Genomic DNA, 23,670 nt, shown 5'->3' with positions numbered 1-23,670 from the left:
GAAAAACATCGATTAGCTCTGAATTTTGCCTATGCTACAATGCAATAGTTATTGAATTTAAATAAGTGATCAACCATGACAGAACAAATGACTAGCGGAATCGAATTAATGTTTGTCGGGATGGGCATCGTGTTCCTGTTTTTAGCCATGCTGGTAGTCGCTATCAACATCATGTCGGCGCTGGTGCAACGCTATTTCCCGGAAACGCCCGCATCAAAAGCGGTTCCCGGCATTACCGTCGACATTGATAAAAGCGTTGTTGCCGCGATCACCGCCGCCATGCACCAGTATCGGAAAAAGCATAACTAACGGCCTCCAACAAAGGTCAACGATTAAACAATTTACCAAGGTTTCAGGAGAAACAACAAGCATGGCCACCGTTAAAAAGCAGCCCTTAGGTATCACCGAAGTCGTTCTGCGTGATGCTCATCAATCTATTTTGGCAACCCGCTTGCGCATTGAAGACTTGCTGCCGATTTGTAAGCAACTGGACCAAGTCGGTTACTGGTCTATTGAGTCCTGGGGCGGCGCTACCTTTGACGCCTGTATCCGTTATCTGGGCGAAGACCCCTGGGAAAGACTGCGCCTGCTGAAAGCCGCGATGCCCAACACCCCGCAGCAAATGCTGTTCCGCGGCCAGAATATCCTGGGCTACCGCCATTACGCTGACGACGTCGTGGACAAGTTTGTTGAGCGTTGTGTGGTCAACGGTATCGACGTGTTCCGCATTTTTGATGCGATGAATGACATGCGCAACATCGAGCATGCGGTCAAAGCCGTACTCCGCACCGACGCTCATGCGCAAGGCACCATCTCCTACACCACCAGCCCCGTGCACACCCTGGATTTATGGGTGGATTTGGGCAAACGGATCGAGGACATGGGCGCGCATTCCATTTGCATCAAGGACATGGCCGGACTGCTGAAACCCTACGATGCCTTTGAACTGGTCAAGCGCCTGAAAAAAAGCACCAAAATTCCGATTCATTTACATTGCCATGCAACCACCGGCTTGAGTGTCGCCACGCTGATCAAGGCCGCCGAAGCGGGCGTGGACAATGTCGATACCGCGATTTCATCGATGAGCATGACTTACGGCCACAGCCCCACCGAAACCATCGTCTCCAGCCTGGAAGGCACCGGGCGCGATACCGGCCTGGATCTGGTCAAACTGGAACATATCGCGACCTATTTCCGGGATATACGCAAAAAATATGCGCAATTCGAAGGCAGTTTGAAAGGCGTCGATAGCCGCATCCTGATTTCCCAAGTGCCGGGCGGCATGCTGACCAATATGGAAAGCCAGCTGAAAGAACAAGGCGCCGCCGACAAGTTCGACGAGGTCATGCTGGAAATTCCCCGCGTCCGCGAAGACCTGGGCTTTATTCCGCTGGTCACGCCGACTTCGCAAATCGTCGGCACCCAAGCCGTCATCAACGTAATGAACGGCGAACGCTACAAAAACATCACCAAGGAAACCGCTGGCGTGTTAAAAGGCGAATACGGCGCCACGCCCGCGCCGGTCAACAAAGCGCTGCAAGACAAGGTGTTGAACGGCGAGCAAGCGATTACCTGCCGCCCGGCCGACCTGATTGCGCCGGAAATGGATAAGCTGGTTGCCGAAGTACAGGAGAAAGCTCAAGCCGAAGGCGTAACCCTGGCCGCCAACGTCGAAGAAGATGCGCTGATCAACGGCTTGTTTGCTCAGGTCGGCTGGAAGTTTCTGGCTAACCGCGGCAATCCGGCCGCCTTTGAAGCGGCGCCGGATGCGCAAGCCTTTGCCGCCGCCAATACGGCTCCAGCAGCCGCAGCCAATGTCGGCAATTCAGCCGCCCAACCGCCGACGGAAGCTTACACGGTTAACGTCGATGGCAGGAACTTCAGCGTCATCGTCGGCGCCAACGCCTCAGCCATGATGATCGAGCCTGCAATCACAGCTCCCCATACCGCACTGATAGCCAGCAGCGGCGTTCCGATTGAATCGCCGATGGCCGGTAATATCTTGAAAATCCTGGTCGATGTGGGTAGCATCGTTGCCGAAGGCGATGTCGTGGTGATTATGGAAGCAATGAAAATGGAAACCGAAGTACGCTCCAAAACGACCGGTATCGTCAGCGCCGTCTATGTCAAAGAAGGTAGTGCGGTTGCCGGCGGCGATGTATTGATTTCTTTATAAAAGGACAACTACAGAGAACACGAATAACCGTAAGGCGCCCGGTTCCGATCGCCTTACACTTCGTAAATCTGCACAAGGGCGGTCATCCGGCCGCCCCTACATGATTTAATAAAGAGACCTCTCATGGAAAATCTCATTTCACTCTGGCAAAGCACCGGTATTTACAACTTTTCCGGCGGCCAGGCCTTCATGATGCTGATCGGCTTTTTGCTGCTGTTCCTGGCGATCAAAAAAGGCTTTGAGCCCTTGCTGTTATTGCCGATAGGTTTTGGCGCTATACTCAGCAATATCCCGGTTGCCGGTATCGCCGAAGAAGGCGGCATTTTGTATTACCTGTATTACGGCATTAAGCTCGGCATATTTCCCCTGCTGATCTTTATGGGCGTAGGTGCAATGACCGATTTCGGGCCGATGCTGGCTAATCCCAAGACCTTGTTGCTGGGCGCTGCGGCGCAGTTCGGCATCTTTGCCTCACTGCTGGGAGCGCTGGCGCTGAACGTCATACCGGGTCTTGAATTCAGCTTAAAAGACGCCGCCGCGATCGGCATTATCGGCGGCGCCGACGGCCCGACCGCGATTTATGTGGCATCGAAACTGGCGCCCGACCTGCTGGGGGCCATCGCAGTCGCCGCCTACTCCTACATGGCTTTAGTGCCGCTGATACAGCCGCCGATCATGCGCGCCTTAACCACCGAAGATGAGCGCAAAATTGAAATGCAGCAGCTGCGCGTAGTCGGCAAAACCGAAAAAATCGTCTTCCCGTTAATGCTGCTGGTTATTTGCGCCTTGCTGCTGCCCTCGGCTGCGCCTTTAATCGGGATGTTCGCGCTGGGCAATCTGATGAACGCCTGCGGCGTCGTTGAGCGCCTGAGTCAAACCGCACAAAACGAACTGATCAATATTGTTACTATTTTCTTAGGGTTAGCGGTAGGTTCCAAGCTCAGCGCCGAAGCCTTTTTGCAAGTCAAAACACTGGGCATCCTGGGTTTGGGAGCGATTGCGTTCAGCATCGGCACGGCGGCCGGCGTCATCATGGCGAAAATCATGAATAAATTCAGCAGCACGCCTATCAATCCGCTGATCGGCGCAGCCGGCGTCTCCGCAGTGCCGATGGCCGCGCGGGTAGCCAATAAACTGGGGCTGGAAAGCAACCCGCATAACTTCCTGCTGATGCATGCGATGGGGCCTAATGTGGCCGGGGTGATTGGTTCCGCGGTTGCGGCGGGGATTTTGTTGAGCCTGGTGAAGTAAGGCAATGATAAAGACAGGCGACCGCCCCGGTCGCCTCGTCGTTTTTAAACGCAATTTTGCCGCCTATTGCGCAGCTTCCATCTTGCCCTTCCCGTCCCAAAACTGCGATTTTTTTACGGCTTCGACGGCATTTTCCAAACCCTGTTCAGCCCTGGATTTCAACCGCCCGATCAAGCCCTTCAGCAATGCGTCCGCATTGGCCCGAAGCTCCTTTCTTATGCCCAATAAAGCCTCCAGTTTGTGCATGGCCGGTTCCGCCACCCAAACCTGAAAAATAACCTGACCCTCCGTCGGCAGCGACGATGCCGTTGCAACAGCTTTGTCGTACCACAGCTTGCCCGGATAAATGATTTTTTGCTCGACCAGCGCCTGGCTGTTTTTTACATTGCCATCAGCCAACTCAACAATTCGTCTGGACGGCTCAACGACCCATTTTTCAAAATACCTTATCGCGTGATCGGGACATTGGTGAACGATGTTCGAAGTCGTTTGGATGTTTTCGTGAATCAATACTTTCTTTTTGCTGATCAGATCCTTGGCCTCATAGACGATGCCCTGAATGACTTCAATCTGCTGCTGGATTTGCGTTAAAGCCGGATTGATTATTTTTTCGTCAATTCCGTTCTTGATTTGATCCCTGCACTGGTGAATTGTAAATATCGTTTTTTTCAGCAGCGATTGTTGAGCGTATATCAGTTTCGATTCCAGTTCATGAATTCTTAAATCCCGCTCAGCTAACGATTTTTTCAGCATGCTGATCGTTTTCTTATTCTCTTTCAGCTGCTCGGAAAGCTTAGCCACCTCTTTTTCCAACTGGGTTAATTTAGCTAACCTGCCGGTTTTAGCGCCATTATCAGATCCCATACCCGTCCTCCTCTCTCATGTAATTGTTTATATTTATTATTATTTTTGCCGATAGGCGAAACCATTGATAACAAACAAGCTCCTTAAAGTCAACAAAACCCAATCAAATTGCTTGCGACCGCTTGTATACCGGATTTTGTTTACATCTGACATCGGCATTGACCGGCAAACTATAATTTCCCGATCAACTAAAAATTTTTAGATTGGAAGACAGCCTTGTGTATCGGCAAGCCATCCTTGGCTTCTTGGTTCCGGTTAGATCACGAAGCGAATCCGTGCCGGAACGACGAAAAGGAGATTGGTATGGGTGGGATGAAAATTATTGGGCGCCGTCCTCTATTTTTTAATGCTGTTGCTTGAACGGCATCCGAACCGCTTGCCCTAGAAAACGCTGATTAAATCCTTCGACAAGTTCAGGATGAAGGGTAAGCTCTTGATTTCTTTCGCGGAGAATTGTCGACTCCGTTCGTGGTGAGCTTGTCGAACCATGAGCGAAATCGATTTGTTCAGCGCTTCCTGGATCAAACTCAGGGTAATTTGGTCATTTCCGAAACCTTGCCGTAATCAACCCCGACACTGATGATAAAACTACTCGCTTCTTCGATATTCATCGTTGATTTAATGACTTTCGATTTATCGACGATCACCGTAAAACCGGAAGTCGGGTTAGGCGATGTAGGAATGAACAACACGTATTTATCTTCATGCCGGTTGGTCACATAAGCCGTCATCCACATGTCGTCTTTGGGATACTCGACATAAACCACTTCCTTCGCAATAGTCCGGTCATGGCTTGAAAACATATTGATAACCTTTTTAAGCACCCGGTACAGCGTATTGATTAATGGAATCCGGTCGATAACATGGTCGAACGCGGCGATAACCCAGGAGCGGCCTTCCTGGACTAATTTGTGGCCGATATAGATCAGAATGCTAAAACTGAGCGCAAAAAACAGAAGTGTATAGAGATAATTATCCGAATAGCCGTAAACCAATTGAAACAGATCGGAAACCCGGTCTTTTACAAAAATCATAATTTGCAAAATAATAACAATAGGGATAACCGCAAAAACACCGATCAGGAAATAATTCAACAGCTTTTTAATCAACTCTTTCATTGTTCTCTCCAATTTTTATAAGGATTTTGTTATTAAAAGGATACCTGAGGCCAACAGGAACAAGGCAAACAACTTGCCGTATTTTTCATTATCGATTCCGTTATAAAGCATTTCTTCCGTCAATAGAAACATCACCACAGCCACCTGAATAAAACTTATTCTATCTGCAAACGATACTGCAAACTCACTGCCGATCATCAATAACGTCGCCAACTGGCACAGGGCCAGCGTCGCATAGCTCGCCGCAGCAGTTACGCGTGTTTTGTTTTTTGGGTAATGCTTGCTGAAAATGATCGCGGTTAACATCGAGCCGCCTAAATTGCTGACACCGTGAACCAGGCCCATCGCCATCAGATAAATCTTTTCGTGCCTGACTATGGACTGTAGTGCCTTTTCAATAGCCGCCGAGAAACTTTTCAACGCCACCAAAATCAGCAATCCGCCGATCACCAGACTAAGATTGATTTTGACCGTGGTAACCGCCAGTAAAAACAGCACCACCAAAGGAATGCTGTAGACCAGCACATTTTTATAAAACCCGGTATCAATATCTTGATAGTGCCTTAGCACTTGCAAAGCGCTTATCGCGATAGAAACCGGCAGCAACACGCCCAGCGTATCGACAAAGCCGTAACCGAGTAAAAGCAGCAGGGGCGTGCCGAATAATAATACGCCTACCCCGAAAACAGACTGAACGACGGATGTGGCGACAACCGTCAGTAAAATATCGACCGGCATTGAACTCCTCCTTCATTATTATTGTTGTTGTTATTCCGGTGTTTCATTATACCCGAGAGCGCCGGCAGGCAAATTTATGATTGCCGTTTACGTTAACTTAAGAAAATCCGTTTTATTAATCTTTAACAGCCCCGGATTCCAAAAGGTCCGTCAAGCTAATTGCGATTAAACGGCGCAATGCCGATCAAACAGAATAGGTTTCACAGCGATCCCGCAAGCCGCATAAGTTCTGTCGTTTGTTGACGTATTTGGGCGACAACCTGTTGATCCATCTGCTGCAACCAACGCCCTGGAATCTGCCCAATGCCGTATTTAGCGCCTGCCAGCATGCCGGCCAACGCACCTGTGGTGTCGGCATCCCCGCCCTGATTAACGGTTGCAATCAGGCAGGATTCGAAACTGTCGGTGCTGAAAAAATAATGCAAAACGGTCTGCACGGTATCGACAATATAGCCCGAGGCTTTGCCCGGATAAGGACTATAGGCAAATTCGCCGTATTGACCGATCAACCGCTCGGCTTCCTGTTTGCAAGCATCCATCTCCTGCCCGTTGATTAAACAATTGACGATCCGTCCCAGCGTTAACGCGGCCGCATTGGACAACGGATGGTTATGGGTAATATGGCTTTGTTGCAAACTCCATTCGCTAAAACAGTCCGGCCGGTTTAAGGTCGCCAGCACGACCGGCAGGTTACGCATACAAGCGCCGTTTCCCGCATCGCCATCGCGAGGCAAACCGAACAGTTCGCCGCTATCCCGATAACGGATGATACCGCGCCGGCAGGTATCGCCTATATCCGGCGGACCGCTTTCCAGCCAGGCGACAAAATTATCGGCGACAGCCCGAATGTTCCAGCCCTGATGATCGATAATGGCCTGCCCTAAGGCGAGCGACATTTGCGTGTCGTCGGTAACTTGGCCCGCTTCCAGGCCCAGCCAGCCGCCGCCGATCATATCCCGATGCACGCCGTAGCGTTTCTGGATTTGTTTCGGCGTCATAAACTCTACCGTTGCCCCCAGCGCATCGCCGCAGGCAAAGCCTAAATAAGCGCCCAACGCTCTGTTCAATACTTGCTCTGTAGACATATTTTCCCCTAACGCTGCACTTTGACCCGGTAATCGCCGCCAATCACCAGATATTCGGCTTCGCCGCGCAAGGCATGGTGCGGCAGCAGTTCATTAAAAAAAACCAGTTTAACCATCGGCACTTCAACTTCCAGGATATAAGCGCCGAATTCGCTGGCAATGCTGCGGCGGTCGGTAAAGGAAACAATATTATTGAAGCGCACGATTTTATGGGTTGTATCCTGATCCAGAACAATCCAATCATCGTCCAGTGAGTTGACGCCGCGATAGAGGGTTTTATGGGTTGCCGCCGGGAACTGAAACCGTTCGATAACCCACTGGCAATATTCGTACAGCAGATCCAGCTGCATATAAATGCAGTTATTGTGATAACGGCTGTTCATCTTTTCTTCGATATACATGATCCAGTCTTTGCTGATGAAACTGGCTATCCGCTGTTTATGATAAGTGGGAAACAGTCCGAAGCGGCTTTCGACCCAGCCTTTAAAAACCGCGCCTTGGGCGTTGTTGGAATCCAAGCCCCAATCCTGTATTAACCTGAGATAACTGTTGCGGTAGCGCCGCCTTCCCGAATGATCGTCCCGCAGACGTTGCTCCGTTTCAAAGCCGAAAACGACGCACATATAGTCTTGAAATATTCGGCCGCAGTCCTCGGGCGTCGACTGTAAAGCCAATTGCTCGAACAGGCCTGAAGCCGATTCGCGGGTGCCTGCAATATGCAGCGGTTTGGGGTTATCGTTAAAGACATAGCTGGCCATGCACGCAGTCGCCAAACCGATTAAGTTGGTGCTGTGGCCGTATTGGGAAATATCGGGCATTGGTTGGTTAGGGAAATCTTCAGGTGATAAAAAGTTGAATCAATTTTCACACCGAATGGTCCGTTTAGCCAGAATGCGTTTGAAAATGACCTTTTCGGCCGCAGCCATAGCTGAGCCTTTTCAGAGAGGGCTTTCGCGCAAAAATTTAAGTTCGTAATTAATAAACCTCGAATTCAATCGGATAACTGCTTCTCTACATCCATCCGGCAATGCAGAATACGAACAACATCAATACTATCTGCAACTTTGTGGTAGAAAATAATATGCCGCTCAATACAAAACTTACGATAATTTTTTCGGATTTCATCACAAGCCACACCTAAATCCGGCTTGTCGGCTAACAGGTGAAAACAATTGTCCAATATGCCAAGATACTTATTTCGCTGATCGCGTCCCCAGATTTCTTGCGTATAATGAGCAATAGCTTTCAAATCATCTTTGGCTTGCTTTGTTAATCGAAAAGACGGCATTATGCCCCGTCTTCTTTATCAAGCTCTTCAATCAAACCTGTTAGCGAATAGTTTTCAGCGATTCCGCTTTCTTCACCTTCAATCAATGCAGAACGTAAAGCGGCCAGTTTTATTTCCTGAGCCTCCAAAAGCCTAAGTCCCGCCCTGACAACCTCACTCTTCGAGCCGAACCGGCCCTCTTCAACGATGTCGGCAATGAATTTTTCAAAATGCAGCCCGATCGAAACGCTGGTATTTTTTTGCATAAGCTATAACCTCACTTTCATCTACATACCAATTATTAATAGTTATTGGTATTTTTACAAGCGATTACTCCAGAAAGGCGACAACCGGCTATTGATGGAAACATGAGTGGATTGACGGCATAAAGCTCAGCTATTTTCCGATCTGTTTTACAGATACCCGGCTAGATATGACGCAAGGAACCATCGCCCACATTAATACTGAAGGCGCGACCGAAACCAATAACGTACCGCCCGTTTTCCGGACGCAGTGCAAACAAATGAAAATCCGGTAAGGAACTCAGCATACTAACCACCTCGCCAAACTTATCCTGCAAAGCTTGTATCCGGTCAGCATAAATTGCAGTGTCACGGATTATTTCCGTGACGCTGCAACTTAGCACCGCCCGTTCCCGGGCAAAAAGGTTAGGCGACTCGGATTCCGGACGAATAAACAATACCGATGCCTGCGGGTTATTCAGCAAATTAACCGTATGGCAGGCCATCTCGCTGACATAGATATAAAAGACTCCGGCATCGTCACGCACAAAAGGAGCGTAACTGATGTCAGGAACGCCGTTTGCTGAAGCCGTCGACAGTAATAGCGTTTGCTGCGATGCCATCAGCTCCAGATAACGTTTGGTAATGTCTTCAAGGTCTTGTTTGCTTATTTCAGCCATTGAGAATCTGCGGTAGGAACTAAGGTACTCTATATCTGCGCTGTTTCGTAGAAGCCATAAACAGCATATCCGATATCCTATCGCTATTCGATGACATTTTAACTATTAGGCAGCAAGCCCTTCAATTCAGAATGAAGCTGCGAAGAAAGAGATTTAGCTAAAATTGCTTTCCAGAGTAGGTAAACTCGACTGGTGTTGCCGCTGGGAATATCGCCACCAGCAGTCTTTTTGTCTAGTTCTTCAGATCTACGGTATGCATCACAAACACTGGCTAACGGATAATGATCTTGCTGAAGCTTTGTTTTGTCGTATTTCACTCCCAGCGCTTGGCTCAAAGCCGCATCTGTTTCTGATGCGTTTTTAAGTGAGGTCACTACAGAATAGTCGGCATGATGCAGTAACAACCAAAGCTCAAAACAAGGTCTGCTCAGCGCAACCTTTATTCCCTGCTCGCGAGCATCTTTGAGCGCGCGTTTAAAGCTTTTTATGTGTTCATTTTTTGTGCAATGATCGGTATCCAGAAGCATCCAAAGCTCATCGTCCTCTTCATGTTCAAATTTCTGTAATCTTTCCAGCACATGGGTAGCATGGGACGAAGTATCTTCTTTAGGCGTTTCAACAACATGAACTTTTATTCTAACCATTTTAAAAAAATCAAAATACTGCTTTGGTGCGTAGGTATCGTCGCAAGCAACAATGAATAAGCGATCATCTCGAAGACTATCAGTGTCTCGAATTAACGGACGCGATTTTCGCTGAGTGAGGCTCATTCAGACATCTCCTTGGGTCGCCAAACGATCAAGGTTTCCAATGAACGGGATTGCTCCAAAGCGCCCATGCAAGTAATGTTTGCGAATTTCTAAATCATTGCGCACTTTAAAATCTGTCAACGGATAAATATGTGTAACAGCATTTGCGTCTTTCTCAGCAAACCATATTTCGTCACGACGCAACAGCTCCAAATCCAGCAAGTTTGATTCGTGCGTCGTCACAATAATTTGGCGTTGGCCGCCGTCACAAGATTTTAGAAAAAAGTCCAAGAATTCCCTAACTAATATCGGGTGCATGCTACGATCAATTTCATCAATGAAAAATACACCACTGCTGGTCCGCAACTGATGCAAAGCAGGAATCAAATTTAAGAGTCGCCGTGTACCGTCAGATTCTTCGGTCAAATCCAGTGAAACCTTATTTCCTGTTTGATGTTCATGAGCAGCCTGAATCCTGATGCGATAAAAGTGATTTTCATCAGTACGTTCAATCAGTAACTCATTGCCCTCACCTAGTTGAAGTAATATTGTGCCGTCTTCTTCATCGCGGACATCATCCAGTACTTTAGTGATAATACGTTTTGGCAATAAACTGCGAAGCTCGTCTTCGCTAATCTCACTTCTATGTACTTGTAAATGATCCACCCCAGTGGATGAGGATTTGAGAAACTCACTTGCAAACGCCTTAAAATTTGAATCACTATCTAATAAATGTCCAAGACGAGCAAAAGAAGCATCAGGGGCAATCAATGTCAGACTATTATTGAACCAAGCTAGAACTTCTGTAAGTTCTTTACCAAAATCGGACACATCCAGAGTAGCTTGAATAGTAGCCAGAAAGGATTGATTTTGAGGCCCTCCGACGGTGGCGAGAGCTTGCAATTTTTTTCCTTTTCCTTTGACTTCGATAGTTACGTTCCCGCTTTCATCGGTAACCCGTTCATAAACGGGGGTTTCGCGTCCACCTCTTACCCGAACCAGCCATTCTTCGGTAATTCGTTGGTCATCCAATTTAAATCCGAATCGGTAGAGTTTATTGCCTGTGATGAATTGCAAATCAAAACTAGAAGATTTACCACTTTCTGCGCTAAAGCGAAACGTTTCCCGTCCTGTTCCGCTATTTTTTTTGCGAGGCTTTAATGCAATCGTTTTAAGATACCTAAGCGCTTTAAAAAGATTAGATTTACCTGCCCCGTTAGCTCCATAGAGAACTGCTGTTTTGAGTACTTTTTCTTTAGAATCAGGAATAGGGAAAGCATGCCCTTCATGACTTCCAGACACTCGATTACTGGCAACGAGAGAAAAAGTCTCTTCTTCGAGAAATGAACGAAAATTTGCTACTGAAAAAGATACAATCATCTGCTATGCCGTGAATTAATCGTTAATATGCTTAAGAATATAAAATATTTAAGGTTTTATAACATAAAAAACGTGATTCTTTCACAATTTTAATGATTTAGATGTTTTTGCAGCAGCGCGTAGGATGAGTAGAGCGGTAGCGAAACCCACCAACTTCAAATAAAGCGTTCTATTCCAAATCAGATCCGAACTCACAATTGCCAATCCCTGCCCAATCCAGGGGGAATATGCCCAAATAAACATACCTGTGAAAAGATAAATACAGCCAATCAGACACATTTTCGCCAGTAAGAACTGCCGTATAAATAATCAAGAAAAGAGACGTTTCAACAATTCATCTCGAGTAAGCTTGAAGTGCGATTCGATGCCGCTAAAAATCGAAGCCAATGTGCCGATTTTTAAAGGATTATGAGCCGGAATAGTTATGTGATGTTCGCCGTTCTCAAAAGTTGTCAGGCGAATGTGGCTTCCGGTTTGGCGGGTGATATGGTATCCGAGTCCGGCAAGCGCTTTTGCAAGCTGGATTCCATCAATGTCGCGGGGGAGTTTCAAACTGCGATGACTTCTTCGCGAACGAAATGCAGGCGGATCATTTTGGGTTTTTTGTCTTCATCGAAATGACAGCGAACTGCATCTTGGACGTTGGCATGGAGTTGTTCAAGATTGTCCGCGTCAGTGTAAATCGATTCGCCGAGCGCCTTGGCCGTATAACCGCCTTCCGGGGCATCTTCTACAATAAAGAAAATTTCGTTCATATCTGCTCCTTTGTCTGCTACGGATACTAACAAAATATCGGTAATCATGCAAAAACCAACAAAAATCGCAATTTCATTCAGGACATTTGGAGCCGCGACTTCAGTCGCGGCGATGACCGTTATCTTCTCCGCCTATGTATGAATTAACCTAGAAAAATCAGTTGAGCATTCCAAACCCCGTTCGCCCTGAGCCCAGTCGAAGGGTGAGCGGGGTTTGGAATGCTCACCAAATGGGTGGAGCGTGAAATCCGCTCATGCTTCGACAAGGCTCTCCTGAGTGTAGCCGAAGGGCTCAGCACGAACGGATTTCACTTGTTCCAACTGATTTTGTTAGGATTAACTCAACCCATCACACCACTTGCGAGTGCGCATTTCAATACCCCCCAACAATAAAAACATTACTACGCCCGCCCCCCTGTTTTTCGACCACCACCTTCGCGCCAATCCGCTCAACCAAAATCGGCACATGCGAGATCACGCCGACTTTCCTGCCCAAGGCTTGCAGGGTATCCAAACTGGCGATGGCTATATCCAACGTTTCCGGGTCCAGGCTGCCGAAGCCTTCGTCGATGAACAATGATTCAACCTGGGTTTTATTGGATGACAGCGACGCCAAGCCCAAGGCCAACGCCAACGACACCAGGAAGCTTTCGCCGCCGGACAGGCTGTGTACGCTACGCACGTCGTCGGCCATGTCGCGGTCTATGATTTGCAGTTCCAGGTCGCTGCCCGGCACGCGTTGCAGAGCGTAGCGTTTGGCAAAGTCTTCAAGATGTTGGTTGCTGTGCGCCAGCAATGCTTCCAGGGTCAGGCTTTGGGCAAACGTCCGAAACTTTGCGCCGTTTTTTGAGCCGATTAATTCATTCAGGCTTTCCCATTGCTCCCAACGGCTTTGTTGGCTGTCCAGTTCCGCTTTTAAAACATGCCCGGTTTCGATTTTTTTATCGTCTTCCCGCAGCAATATGACTTGCTCTTCTTTTTGGCTATGGGCAATCTGTCTTTGCTGTTGCAATTCGGCCAAGAGTTTATTGGCATCTTCTTCAACTATTTCGACAGCGTGGCTTTTGTGCTTAACGCAATCGTAGATTTTAACTTTTAATAAGGCCGCGGACTCTTGCAAAGCGCGCTCCAGCACTGCCATTTGTTTTTTCCGTTCAGACAGCCAGTGCTGATCTTTTTCCAATAACCGGCTTAGTTGCTCAATATCTATGGCCTGCTTTTCCAGCGACAGGTTCAACTCAGTTAGAGCTTTTTCCAGGTTGCTGTAGCGCCTGCCGGTCTCGGCTTGCCAATGCTGCTGATTTTGCTTATGGGCTGCCAACTCCGTTTCCGCTTGATTAACCGTATTAACGGCCAGCAGGTGGCCGGCTCTTGCGGTCTGTACGTTTTGGTTAATGGTTTGCTGGTAAATGTCAGCAGTCACATTGGGCAATACCGCCTCGCGCTCGACCAATAATTTTTGCTGCTCATCCGTCCGGGTCTTTAACTCAGCCTGTTTAATTCTGTGTTGTTGCAGGCACTGTTTTAGCGATTGCCCGGCAAGCTTTTCATCATTGTTGATTTTTTCCAGGGATTTTTCGGCGGCGTCAATCTGACCTTCGGTGCGCTGGAATTGTTGCGCTATTGCCGCGCAATCCTGCCTGAACTCTACTGTAGAAGCCTGCAAGCGAACTTGCCAATTCTCCAAATGTTGGAAGGGTATCGCCAGTAACTCGACAATCGCTTTCAGTTGCTTTTCCAGCTCCAGAATTCCGGCTGAGACATGTTCCAGCTCGGCTTTATTTTTGGCATACTGCTTATCCAGCACGACGTGTTGGTCAGCTAAGCTATCTTTGTTCAGCTTGGCCGCATCGAATAAATCCTGTGCCGCTTTAAGCTGTTTTTGTAATTCAAGAGCCGTTTTTTCCTGCTGCTTGATTAACGCCAATGCGGAATTGATCTGTTCGCCGTGGCTTTTAAGTACAGGCAAAAGCTGAACATCGGTGACAGCAAAATCGACCTTATCGTCCATAGTCAAAGCGGCCCAATCGTTGCCGCATTGAGCCAATTTTGTCCGCGCTTCCGCCAGCTTGTCTGCCAGCGCTGTTTGTTGTTCCATGTCTTGGCTGGCGCTTTTGGTCAGTTCGGCGACAGTTTTAATCAGCGTTTCATTTTGATTTTCCAGTTCGGCGACCCGTGCTGATTGTGCTGCGGCATGTTCATTGCCGATGCCGGCATGTTCTTTCCACGGATGTTCAAGCGCCCCGCAAACCGGGCACGGCTGATCATCTTGCAACAAAGCGCGGAATTGCTCGGCGTTTTTATGCGTTGTCGCTTGTATCAGTTCCAAGGCTTTTTTGGCTTCAGTTAGAGCAACACCATTAGCCATCTGTTGCCGGCTTAATGTTTGCAGTTGCAGCGTATTATCATTAATCGCTTGCTCGGTAGCGGCCAACTTATCCGTGTCCTGTTTGATACCCTGTTGCAAAGCCTGTGCATTATTTGCCAGACTCAATGCCAGGTTGGCCTGCTCGCGCTTGATTTCAAGCTCGTCTTTAGACCGATGCAGGTCTTCAAGAGATTTTTGGCTGTCCTGTGTTTTCAGTTGCGCCAGTGCCTGTTGATGCAGTTCCAGTTTTTTGTGAGCGTCATCAATCGCCTGTTTTAATTCCGCCAAACTAAGCTCATCCTTGGCAACCGCCTGCTTTAACTGCTCGGCATTGCGTTCGGCGGCTGCTTTTCGGGTATTCACTGTCTGGTAGCGTTCCAGCTCGGCATCCCATCGGCTCCATTCGGCTGCAATGGACTTGATTGCCTGATTTTGTTTCAGCCAGATAGCAAGCTGTTGCAGTGCGGTAGTTTGCTCGGCTTGTTGAATCAATAAGGATTGATGGTCTTTTTCGGCGCTGTCCAACGCTTTAAGCAATTGGTTTTCTTCTGCCGCCAAAGCACCGACAGCCTGCCGGATCACATCGATGCGGGTGTCCAAAGCCCGCGCTTTAATTAATAGTGGTTGCGCCTGCTGTTGCCGCTGTTCGGCTTCGGCTAATGCTTCTGCCTGAACGGCTAACTGTTCTTTTGCACTTTGCAGTTTTATTTCAGCGGTTATTTGCTGATTGCCGCTGTCTTTAAGTTTCTGTTCGGCATCGCGGTGTTCGATGTTTGCGGTTTGGTAATGGCTTAACAGCGGTCTTAACGGCTGCGCGGCTTCGACTTTCCGTATCAGCTGACGATCGGCTTCGGCCGCATCCCACGCCTGCTGACTACCGGCAAGAATGTATCGGGCATCCTGTTCGGCTTGTTGCAATTTTTTCAGTTCGGCATACCAGTCGATGATTTTCTGGTTGGCTGCGATTTGCTGATCCAGATCGGCCAATTGACCGGCGAATTGATCCCGTTGTTGCTCCAACAATTGTCGGGCTTCCGCATCCAGCGGAATTTGATCCTGCATCCTGTTTGCAATTTGGCTTAGCGCGTCTTTTTCCTGTCTGGCCCGCTTGAATGCGGCGATAGACAGATCGGAATAAAGTTCGGTGCCGGTGATACGTTCCAGCAAACTGGAACGTTCGTCTTTTTTGGCTTTTAAAAATGCGGCAAAGTCGCCCTGAGCCAGTAACACCGAGCGGCGGAACTGGTCGAAGTTAAGGTCGATCAGTTCGCTGATTATTTCCAGGGTGTTTTTCTTACCCTGTCCGATGCGCTGGCGGTCGTCGATTTTGCTTAACGTGACTTCCTGCGGCTGCAGGCGCCCGTCCGCTTTGCCTCGGGCTTTGCTGACTTCCCAACGCGCCCGGTAGTGATGTTTGTCCTTGCCGATGAAATCCACTTCGGCATACGCGTTGCCGGTACCCCGGCGCAGTATCGAGCGCACGTCATTGCTGGTCACGCGCAGATTTTCATCTTCATCTTTATGGCCTACCGCAAAACCGTGGCCGTCCGGCAGGCGCGGGATTTTGTCGTATAGCGCCAGACACAAGGCGTCCAGGATCGTGCTTTTACCGGCGCCGGTTTGGCCGGTAATCGCAAATAACCCGGCCTGTTCCAATGGCCCGGAATTCAGCAAAATCTCAAACGGCTCGGCCAAGCTGGCCAGATTTTTTCCGCGTATCGCTAAAATGCGCATTATTCCGGTCCTTGCAGGCTTTCAACCAATTCGTTAAACAGCGCATTTAAAGCTTCCGGCGCATCTTGGTCATACTTGTTTTGATAGCAGCGCTGGAAAACATCCAACGGTTGCAGTTCTTCGAGGCGTTCTTCGATTTTTAGGTCGGCCAGACTTTTTTCGCTGCCGCTGTAAGCCTTGGATATTTTCAGTAAACGCAGCGGCAGTTTGGCGATCACTTCTTCGATCTGCTGGTGCAATCCGGGCTCCGGTTTTTCCAGCCTGATTCTCAATTCGAGCAGCGGCCTTTGCTCTATCGGCAGATCGTCCAGGGTCAGGCTTTTCAATTGCTCGATTACCTCAGGCAACACGGCAAAATCTTTGCCGTTGGGAATTCTTAACAATTGAACGCTACGGGGGATTTTAACGCTAGCGGTTTCAACCGGCTGACCGGCTTTAACATCGACCTGGACAACCTGATGCGGATAATCGCTTTCATCAAACGACAGCGGAATCGGCGAACCGCTGTAACGGATATGCTCGTTTGCGCCGACGCGTTGCGCCAAATGCAAATGGCCCAGCGCGACATAAGCAATGTCATCGGGAAATAATTCAACCGGCAGCGCATGCTGGTTGCCGCCCAGTATTTTGCGCTCGCTTAATTCGGACACCGCGCCGTTGACCATATAACAATGCCCGGTCAGGATCAGGCTTTCACCGTTGCCGGCTTTTTGTTGCAGTTGCTCAAACAGTCCGGCATACAGCGTTTTCATGCCGGAGATTAGCGGATCATCATCTTGCTGATCGGCAGGCAAATCGGCATTGCGCAAAAACGGCATCGCCCCGCACCAGGCTTTAATCTCGCCCGCCGCGTTGGTCAGCGGCACCAGCAAGCGCTGCCAATCGATATTACCGTCAACATCGCGCGACAAGCCGCCGACCACGGTAACGCCCAACGCATTAAGAATCGGTGACGGCGCATCGAGCCGGGACGCGGAATCGTGATTGCCGCCGACTAGCACAATGTCCAGGTTCGGCAGCCAGGTTCTGGCCTTGACCAGAAAGTCGTAAAGCTGGGATTGCGCGGCAGAAGATGGATTGGCAGAATCGAAAATATCGCCGGCAATAATCAGTGCGTCGGCTTGTTTGGCGTGCATTTCGCCCAACAGCCAATCCAGAAAACGCTGATGTTCCAGTTGCCTGGATACGCCGTGGAGATGGTGGCCTAGATGCCAGTCTGCGGTGTGGAATATTCTTAACATTGGTTTTCTTTGTTAAAGGGTTTGATGGTGAGCAATATAACAAAGAAAAGCTGTCTGTAGCGGATCAATCTTTTTAACCAAAAAATAATTGTTCCGAGGTTTGGCAGGGTTCACAGTAAAAAACCACGACAATAGCCTGATATTGGTGTGCTCTTTAAATTCACGCAAACGATGGGCCTCATACTTTATATCATGCTATGCTTTTAGTAGTCAGCTCACACAAAGCGTTCACTAATATTGTAATTCATTTTTGTTTTTTGCCAGGAGTGATAGCCTATAATGCTTTTTAAAGATTTTGAATTCGATATATTGAAGTCAAATGATTTCAAGGAAGATTCTGTTCGTGAAGAGTTAATCACGCCAATTTTGCACAGGCTGGGTTATAAATCTCACGGGGATTATAAGATACAGAGAGGAAAAGCTCTTAATCATCCATACGTTCTAATTGGAACTCAAAAACAAAAAATTAATATATTTCCAGACTACATTCTTAGTGTTAAAAACAACGTAGCTTGCGTATTAGATGCAAAATCACCAAAAGAAAATATCCGTAATGGAAAAAACGTTGAGCAAGCATACAGTTATTCTATACATCCTGATGTTAGAGCTAGTTTATATGCATTATGTAATGGAAATGAATTAACTGTTTTCCACATTAATCAGATAAACCCTATTCTCATCATCCCATTAATAAAAACAGATGAGCTTTGGGGAGAAATAGAAAATGTATTAGCTCCATACAAAATACAGGATTTCTCACCTATGCCTCAAAATCTATACCCAGATTATGGAACGATGCTTTACAAGGCTGGAATTAAAAGTCACGTAATACAATATGATTACAATGTACCGGTCGATCATATTGTCAGAGTAAACGACCACACATTTTCAATTAACTTGAACAGGATGGTTGGTGATATAGAGTATGCAGTAGCTTACGATTTTGATGCAGGGAAATTATCTGATTTATTGAAAACTCTTCCAGAAAATAAGGCTTTCAAAATAGTTGAGTTACTTACTCGACAGCCATATAAAGCTAATATCCAGCCGCCTCATAAGGTAAATATAACTTCAATAATTGGAGAGCCAACGGAAACTATGCATGAAATAATAATTCCATTGATTGTACGCGAGTTCAATATTGCCGAGTAGCCGCGGTACGGCCTACGCTAAACCAACCGACTATGCAGCTTTCTGTTCCTGCAAAGGCAGCAGCCCGGAAACACTGGCTTCCAATACCACCATCTGCACAAGATGATTATTTGCATCGTAAGACAAAACGACATTCCAATCCTGTGTAGTTTCTCTAACGATAGGGTTGTCGCTAAAGTGCAGTTCCAAAATATCGTCTTCAGGATAGTAGATTGTTTTCATAATTCATTCTCGAAACTAAAGTGATACATCACTGTTTTAACAATAATCGCTTGATCCATGACCACTGCGGCACAAAGTAAGTTATCGGTTCGATGTTGATAGCACTTTGCTATCCATGCATGCTTGTCGTCTTTATAGCTTAACCGCCCTGTTTCGATAAGGTCACTTAACAATTCCTTCGAAATATCACGTTCAATCATGCGTTTTTGAGCATGTTCCGTTACGTGAATAATTTTATTGAAGCGTTGACTATGCACGGTTTAACCGACTGTTTATTTGCTGGGTGAGTTTTCATGCTACCCGCAGCAGTGTTTCCGCGTCAATAACTTTAGGCATGCTGTTTAGCCCGACATTTGTCGCTTCGATATGTCGGGTTACGCTACGCTAACCCGACCGACATTCATCTATTTGAAAATTTTCGTGCTTTTTGTGTTTTTCGTGGACAAAATGTTTTTCAGGCTCAAGAAAGCCCCAAAACATCCTGCATATCGTACAAACCGCTGTCCTTATCAGCCAGCCAAACCGCCGCCCTGACCGCGCCGTTGGCGAAAGTCATCCGGCTGGTGGCTTTATGGGTGATTTCCACCCGCTCGCCGTCGTCGGCAAACATGACCGTGTGCTCGCCGACGATGTCCCCGGCGCGTATGGTTGAAAAGCCGATGGTAAGCCGGTCGCGCTCGCCGGTATTGCCTTCCCTGCCGTAGATCGCGCAGTCTTTTAAATCCCGGCCCAGCGTATCGGCTATCACTTCGCCCATGCGCAATGCGGTGCCGGACGGCGCATCGACTTTATGCCGGTGATGGGCTTCGATCACTTCAATATCAGTGTAATCGCCCATGACTTTAGCGGTCATTTCCAGCAATTTAAGCGACAGGTTGACGCCGACGCTCATGTTGGGCGCCATCACGATCGCCACGTCTTTAGCCGCTTCGCTGATCCGGGCTTTTTGCGCGTCGCTGTAGCCGGTGGTGCCGATGACGATCTTTTTTCCGGCCTCGCGGCAAGTCTCGATAAAAGCCATTGACGCATCGGGGCGGGTAAAATCGATCAGCACGTCGAATTGATCGACCACGGACGCCAAGTTATCGACGACTTTAACGCCGACGACGCTGATGCCTGCCAGCTCGCCTGCGTCCCTGCCTATCGCAAGACTCTCGGGACGGGAGACCGCAACGGCCAATTCGGCATTTTTAGCCAACGCCGCCGCCTTGATCAAGCAAAGACCCATGCGACCGGACGCACCTACTACAGCAATACGCATCATGACTTATCCTGTTAATTTGTCGAAAAAGCTTTTTACGCCATCGGTCCATGAGGATTCTTGAGGGCTATGGTGTTTGCCGCTGCCGGACAGGGATTCGCTGAGTTGCTCAACCAATGCTTTTTGTTCTTTGGTCAGATGTACCGGCGTTTCAACCTGCACCTTACATAACAAATCGCCGACGGCTCCACCTCTGACCGGCTTCACGCCTTTGCCGCGTAGCCTGAACAGCTTTCCGGTTTGCGTTTCGGCGGGGATTTTCAACAGCACTTTGCCGTTCAAGGTCGGCACTTCCAGCTCTCCGCCCAAACAGGCGGTGGGGAAACTGATCGGCACTTCGCAATATAAATTCGCGCCATCTCGAGTAAAAATCTCATGGTCTTTTACCTGAACCTGAACGTATAGATCGCCTGCCGGCCCGCCGTGCTCTCCGGCTTCGCCTTCGCCGGCCAAGCGTATGCGATCGCCGGTATCGACGCCTGCCGGGATTTTTGCGGACAGGGTTTTATTTTCCTGAACCCGGCCCTGACCGTAACACACGCCGCAAGGATCTTTGATCTGTTTGCCGGAACCACGGCAGGTCGGACAGGTTTGCTGTACCGAGAAGAAGCCCTGCTGCATCCTGACTTGGCCGTGGCCGTGACAGGTTGAACAGATAATAGGGCTGGAACCTTTTTTAGCGCCTGAACCGCTACACTCGCCACAGGTAACCAGCACCGGCACTCGGATTTTGGCATCGGTGCCGAATACGGCTTCTTCAAGCGTTAATTCCAGGTTGTAACGCAGGTCCGAGCCGCGCTGGACGCTGCTCCGCTGCCTGCCTCCGCCGAAAATATCGCCGAATATATCGCTGAAACTTTCACCGGCTCCGAATCCGCCGAATCCGCCGGCGCCACGTCCGCCGCCCATCGATGCATCGACTCCGGCATGGCCGAACTGGTCGTAAGCGGAACGTTTTTTAGGGTCCGATAAAACTTCGTAAGCTTCTTTAATCTGCTTAAACTTGGCCTCAGCTTCTACCTGGTTGTCTTTATTCCTGTCCGGGTGATACTTCATCGCCTTGCTGCGATAGCTTTTCTTAATCTCTGCATCACTGGCGTTTCTGTCTACACCGAGAAGCTTGTAAAAATCTTCTTTTGCCATGGTTCAATATTCTTTTGTTAAATTTTGGTGATTATCATTGTCTGATATTGCCCCGGGTACCCCGTGAAGAGGATAAAAGACGGTTATGTTGCTTTACGGCAATGTCACTGGGGTAATGCGCCCTACGCATCGACGTAAAAGTTCGTTTACTTGATCAATAATCCATGATTAATAAACCAGAAAAAGGACACGAAGAACACAAAGCTTTTTCTTCGTGAACTTCGTGTCCTTTGTGGTTTTATGCATTAAGTTAATACATAGGGGATATATTTTACCCCATACCTGCATTTTACTTCTTATCGTCGTCTTTGACTTCTTCAAACTCGGCATCGACAACGCCGTCGTCCGCAGCATGCTCCGAAGAAGCATGAGAGCTTGACGCTTCACCTTCCGACGCCGATTTTTGTGCGTAAACACGTTCAGCCAGTTTGCCTGACAACTCGGTTAAATCATGAGTTTTGGCTTCAATTTCCGCTTTATCGTCACCTTTAACCGCAGTTTTCAGTGCTTCAATCGCATGTTCGATGCCGGTTCTTTCATCGGCGCCGACTTGATCGCCCAGTTCTTTCAATGATTTTTCAGTCGCATGAATCATTCCGTCGGCGTGGTTGCGCGCCGCCACCAATTGGGTCAGCTTGCGGTCTTCGTCAGCATGCGCTTCGGCATCTTTAATCATGCGTTCAACTTCTTCATCCGATAAACCGCTGGACGCTTTGATCACAATCGATTGTTTTTTGCTGGTCGCCTTGTCTTTGGCCGACACGTTCAAAATACCGTTGGCATCGATGTCGAATGCGACTTCAATTTGCGGCACGCCGCGCGGTGCGGGCGGAATATCGGACAGGTCAAAACGACCCAACGATTTATTCGCCGATGCGACTTCACGCTCGCCTTGCAGTACGTGAACGGTTACTGCCGTTTGATTGTCGTCCGCGGTAGAGAAAACCTGCGATGCATTGGTTGGGATCGTGGTGTTTTTCTCGATCAGCTTGGTCATTACGCCGCCCATTGTTTCGATACCCAGCGATAAAGGGATAACGTCCAACAGCAACACGTCTTTAACTTCACCACCCAGAACGCCCGCCTGGATAGCCGCGCCCAAAGCCACCGCCTCATCGGGGTTAACGTCTTTGCGCGGCTCTTTGCCGAAAATGGCTTTAACCATTTCCTGAACTTTCGGCATACGGGTTTGACCGCCGACCAAAATCACGTCGTTAATATCCGATGCGGATAACTTCGCGTCTTTCAAGGCCATTTCGCATGGGCCTTTAGTGCGATTAATCAGCTCTTCAACCAGCGACTCCAGCTTGGCGCGTGTCAACTTAACGTTCAAATGTTTAGGACCTGATGCGTCCGCAGTAATGTAAGGCAAGTTCACATCGGTTTGCTGGCTTGAAGACAATTCGATCTTGGCTTTTTCCGCCGCTTCTTTTAAACGCTGTAAGGCCAATGGATCGTTATGCAGGTCTACACCGCTTTCCTTTTTGAATTCCGACGCAAGAAATTCAATGACTCTTGAATCGAAATCTTCACCGCCCAGAAAGGTATCGCCGTTGGTCGATAACACTTCGAATTGGTGCTCGCCATCTATTTCGGCGATTTCAATGATCGAAATATCGAACGTACCGCCGCCTAAGTCATAGACCGCGATTTTGGTGTCGCCTTTAGGTTTGTCCATACCGAAAGCCAATGCGGATGCGGTCGGCTCATTGATGATACGTTTAACTTCAAGTCCGGCGATACGGCCGGCGTCTTTAGTCGCCTGACGTTGCGAGTCGTTAAAATAAGCCGGTACGGTAATAACCGCTTCGGTGACTTCTTCGCCCAAATAGGCTTCGGCATCTTTTTTCAGTTTCATCAAGACGCGCGCCGAAACTTCGGGAGCCGCCATTTTTTTGCCATGCACTTCAACCCAGGCATCGCCGTTTTCGGCTTCGACGATTTTATAAGGCACCATTTTGATGTCTTTTTGCACCACATCGTCTTTAAAACGACGGCCGATCAAACGTTTGATCGCAAATACGGTATTTTTCGGGTTGGTAACCGCCTGACGTTTTGCCGACTGCCCTACCAATACTTCATCGTCACTGGTAAAAGCGATAATGGAAGGTGTAGTACGCGCTCCTTCGCTGTTTTCAATCACTCTTGCGACGCCGTTTTCCAACACCGCAACGCACGAGTTTGTTGTTCCTAGATCTATGCCGATTATTTTAGCCATTGAGTTCTCCAGACTTGAATTTATTT

Annotated in this window: 23 protein-coding genes; 4 read left to right on the top strand and 19 right to left on the bottom strand. The window is 48.4% G+C overall.

The genetic code is table 11. From position 1 onward, the window contains the following. The first annotated feature begins 75 nt into the window (after positions 1-75). The 3 genes from V3O24_RS15160 to V3O24_RS15150 all read left to right on the top strand — a co-directional run bounded on the left by V3O24_RS15160 (position 76) and on the right by V3O24_RS15150 (position 3,427). Entirely contained in the window at positions 76-309 is a 234-nt protein-coding gene (locus V3O24_RS15160) for an OadG family transporter subunit (protein ID WP_331307863.1), read from the top strand. A gap of 61 nt (positions 310-370) precedes the next feature. Next, the gene (gene oadA / locus V3O24_RS15155; protein WP_331307862.1) at positions 371-2,176 is read left to right on the top strand and encodes a sodium-extruding oxaloacetate decarboxylase subunit alpha; all 1,806 of its coding nucleotides are present in this window, start codon (positions 371-373) and stop codon (positions 2,174-2,176) included. 123 nt (positions 2,177-2,299) lie between these two features. Then, positions 2,300-3,427 (top strand): sodium ion-translocating decarboxylase subunit beta, encoded by a 1,128-nt coding sequence (locus tag V3O24_RS15150; protein WP_331307861.1) that lies wholly within the window; start codon positions 2,300-2,302, stop codon positions 3,425-3,427. A 63-nt stretch (positions 3,428-3,490) separates the two neighbouring features. On the opposite strand, the gene V3O24_RS15145 is transcribed toward V3O24_RS15150, so the two are convergent. From V3O24_RS15145 to V3O24_RS15080, 14 genes are all read right to left on the bottom strand, one after another. Next, a complete protein-coding gene (locus V3O24_RS15145) occupies positions 3,491-4,291 on the bottom strand; it encodes a hypothetical protein (protein WP_104422936.1) in 801 nt (266 codons plus the stop codon). Positions 4,292-4,818: 527 nt separating this feature from the next. Then, a complete protein-coding gene (locus tag V3O24_RS15140) occupies positions 4,819-5,409 on the bottom strand; it encodes a DUF502 domain-containing protein (RefSeq protein ID WP_104422937.1) in 591 nt (196 codons plus the stop codon). Between the two features lie 15 nt (positions 5,410-5,424). Continuing rightward, positions 5,425-6,147, bottom strand: a complete 723-nt coding sequence (locus V3O24_RS15135) for a hypothetical protein (RefSeq protein WP_331307860.1) — start codon at positions 6,145-6,147, stop codon at positions 5,425-5,427. Positions 6,148-6,347: 200 nt separating this feature from the next. Continuing rightward, positions 6,348-7,232 carry an ADP-ribosyl-[dinitrogen reductase] hydrolase gene (gene draG / locus V3O24_RS15130; RefSeq protein ID WP_331307859.1) on the bottom strand — a complete coding sequence of 295 codons (885 nt, stop codon included), beginning with the start codon at positions 7,230-7,232 and terminating at the stop codon, positions 6,348-6,350. 8 nt (positions 7,233-7,240) lie between these two features. Then, positions 7,241-8,050, bottom strand: a complete 810-nt coding sequence (locus tag V3O24_RS15125; protein ID WP_331307858.1) for an NAD(+)--dinitrogen-reductase ADP-D-ribosyltransferase — start codon at positions 8,048-8,050, stop codon at positions 7,241-7,243. Positions 8,051-8,223: 173 nt separating this feature from the next. After that, on the bottom strand, positions 8,224-8,520 hold the full coding sequence (locus V3O24_RS15120) for a type II toxin-antitoxin system RelE/ParE family toxin (protein ID WP_331307857.1): 297 nt from the start codon (positions 8,518-8,520) through the stop codon (positions 8,224-8,226). Next, the gene (locus V3O24_RS15115) at positions 8,520-8,765 is read right to left on the bottom strand and encodes a type II toxin-antitoxin system ParD family antitoxin (protein ID WP_027148991.1); all 246 of its coding nucleotides are present in this window, start codon (positions 8,763-8,765) and stop codon (positions 8,520-8,522) included. Before V3O24_RS15115 ends, V3O24_RS15120 begins: the two co-directional genes overlap by 1 nt. 161 nt (positions 8,766-8,926) lie before the next feature. After that, positions 8,927-9,421 (bottom strand): pyridoxamine 5'-phosphate oxidase family protein, encoded by a 495-nt coding sequence (locus V3O24_RS15110; protein ID WP_331307856.1) that lies wholly within the window; start codon positions 9,419-9,421, stop codon positions 8,927-8,929. A gap of 98 nt (positions 9,422-9,519) precedes the next feature. Then, a complete protein-coding gene (locus V3O24_RS15105) occupies positions 9,520-10,191 on the bottom strand; it encodes an RloB family protein (RefSeq protein WP_331307855.1) in 672 nt (223 codons plus the stop codon). After that, on the bottom strand, positions 10,192-11,550 hold the full coding sequence (locus tag V3O24_RS15100; RefSeq protein WP_331307854.1) for an ATP-binding protein: 1,359 nt from the start codon (positions 11,548-11,550) through the stop codon (positions 10,192-10,194). 309 nt (positions 11,551-11,859) lie between these two features. Then, positions 11,860-12,102: a type II toxin-antitoxin system HicA family toxin gene (locus V3O24_RS15095; RefSeq protein WP_331307853.1), complete on the bottom strand. Its 243-nt coding sequence runs from the start codon at positions 12,100-12,102 to the stop codon at positions 11,860-11,862. After that, a complete protein-coding gene (locus V3O24_RS15090; protein ID WP_331307852.1) occupies positions 12,099-12,353 on the bottom strand; it encodes a 2-oxoisovalerate dehydrogenase in 255 nt (84 codons plus the stop codon). The genes V3O24_RS15095 and V3O24_RS15090 overlap by 4 nt, the downstream gene beginning before the upstream one ends. 325 nt (positions 12,354-12,678) lie before the next feature. Then, positions 12,679-16,407: an SbcC/MukB-like Walker B domain-containing protein gene (locus tag V3O24_RS15085; protein ID WP_331307851.1), complete on the bottom strand. Its 3,729-nt coding sequence runs from the start codon at positions 16,405-16,407 to the stop codon at positions 12,679-12,681. Continuing rightward, the gene (locus V3O24_RS15080; protein ID WP_331307850.1) at positions 16,407-17,648 is read right to left on the bottom strand and encodes an exonuclease SbcCD subunit D C-terminal domain-containing protein; all 1,242 of its coding nucleotides are present in this window, start codon (positions 17,646-17,648) and stop codon (positions 16,407-16,409) included. Before V3O24_RS15080 ends, V3O24_RS15085 begins: the two co-directional genes overlap by 1 nt. A gap of 279 nt (positions 17,649-17,927) precedes the next feature. Between V3O24_RS15080 and V3O24_RS15075 the strand changes: the two genes are divergently transcribed. Then, positions 17,928-18,800 (top strand): hypothetical protein, encoded by an 873-nt coding sequence (locus tag V3O24_RS15075; RefSeq protein ID WP_331307849.1) that lies wholly within the window; start codon positions 17,928-17,930, stop codon positions 18,798-18,800. 30 nt (positions 18,801-18,830) lie between these two features. Here V3O24_RS15075 and V3O24_RS15070 read toward each other — a convergent pair whose 3' ends face one another. The 5 genes from V3O24_RS15070 to dnaK all read right to left on the bottom strand — a co-directional run bounded on the left by V3O24_RS15070 (position 18,831) and on the right by dnaK (position 23,644). Next, positions 18,831-19,022, bottom strand: coding sequence for a DUF2283 domain-containing protein (locus tag V3O24_RS15070; RefSeq protein ID WP_331307848.1), 192 nt, complete (start codon positions 19,020-19,022; stop codon positions 18,831-18,833). Next, positions 19,019-19,279: a DUF4258 domain-containing protein gene (locus V3O24_RS15065; RefSeq protein ID WP_104422954.1), complete on the bottom strand. Its 261-nt coding sequence runs from the start codon at positions 19,277-19,279 to the stop codon at positions 19,019-19,021. Before V3O24_RS15065 ends, V3O24_RS15070 begins: the two co-directional genes overlap by 4 nt. 203 nt (positions 19,280-19,482) lie before the next feature. Further along, positions 19,483-20,286 (bottom strand): 4-hydroxy-tetrahydrodipicolinate reductase, encoded by an 804-nt coding sequence (gene dapB / locus V3O24_RS15060; protein ID WP_331307847.1) that lies wholly within the window; start codon positions 20,284-20,286, stop codon positions 19,483-19,485. A gap of 3 nt (positions 20,287-20,289) precedes the next feature. Next, on the bottom strand, positions 20,290-21,426 hold the full coding sequence (gene dnaJ, locus V3O24_RS15055) for a molecular chaperone DnaJ (RefSeq protein WP_104422956.1): 1,137 nt from the start codon (positions 21,424-21,426) through the stop codon (positions 20,290-20,292). Between the two features lie 289 nt (positions 21,427-21,715). Further along, a complete protein-coding gene (dnaK, locus tag V3O24_RS15050) occupies positions 21,716-23,644 on the bottom strand; it encodes a molecular chaperone DnaK (RefSeq protein WP_331307845.1) in 1,929 nt (642 codons plus the stop codon). Positions 23,645-23,670 lie beyond the last annotated feature (26 nt).

The organism is Methylobacter sp. Wu8 (assembly GCF_036440755.1).
Taxonomy (GTDB): domain Bacteria; phylum Pseudomonadota; class Gammaproteobacteria; order Methylococcales; family Methylomonadaceae; genus Methylobacter_A; species Methylobacter_A tundripaludum_A.
This window is presented reverse-complemented; position numbering and strand designations above follow the sequence as displayed.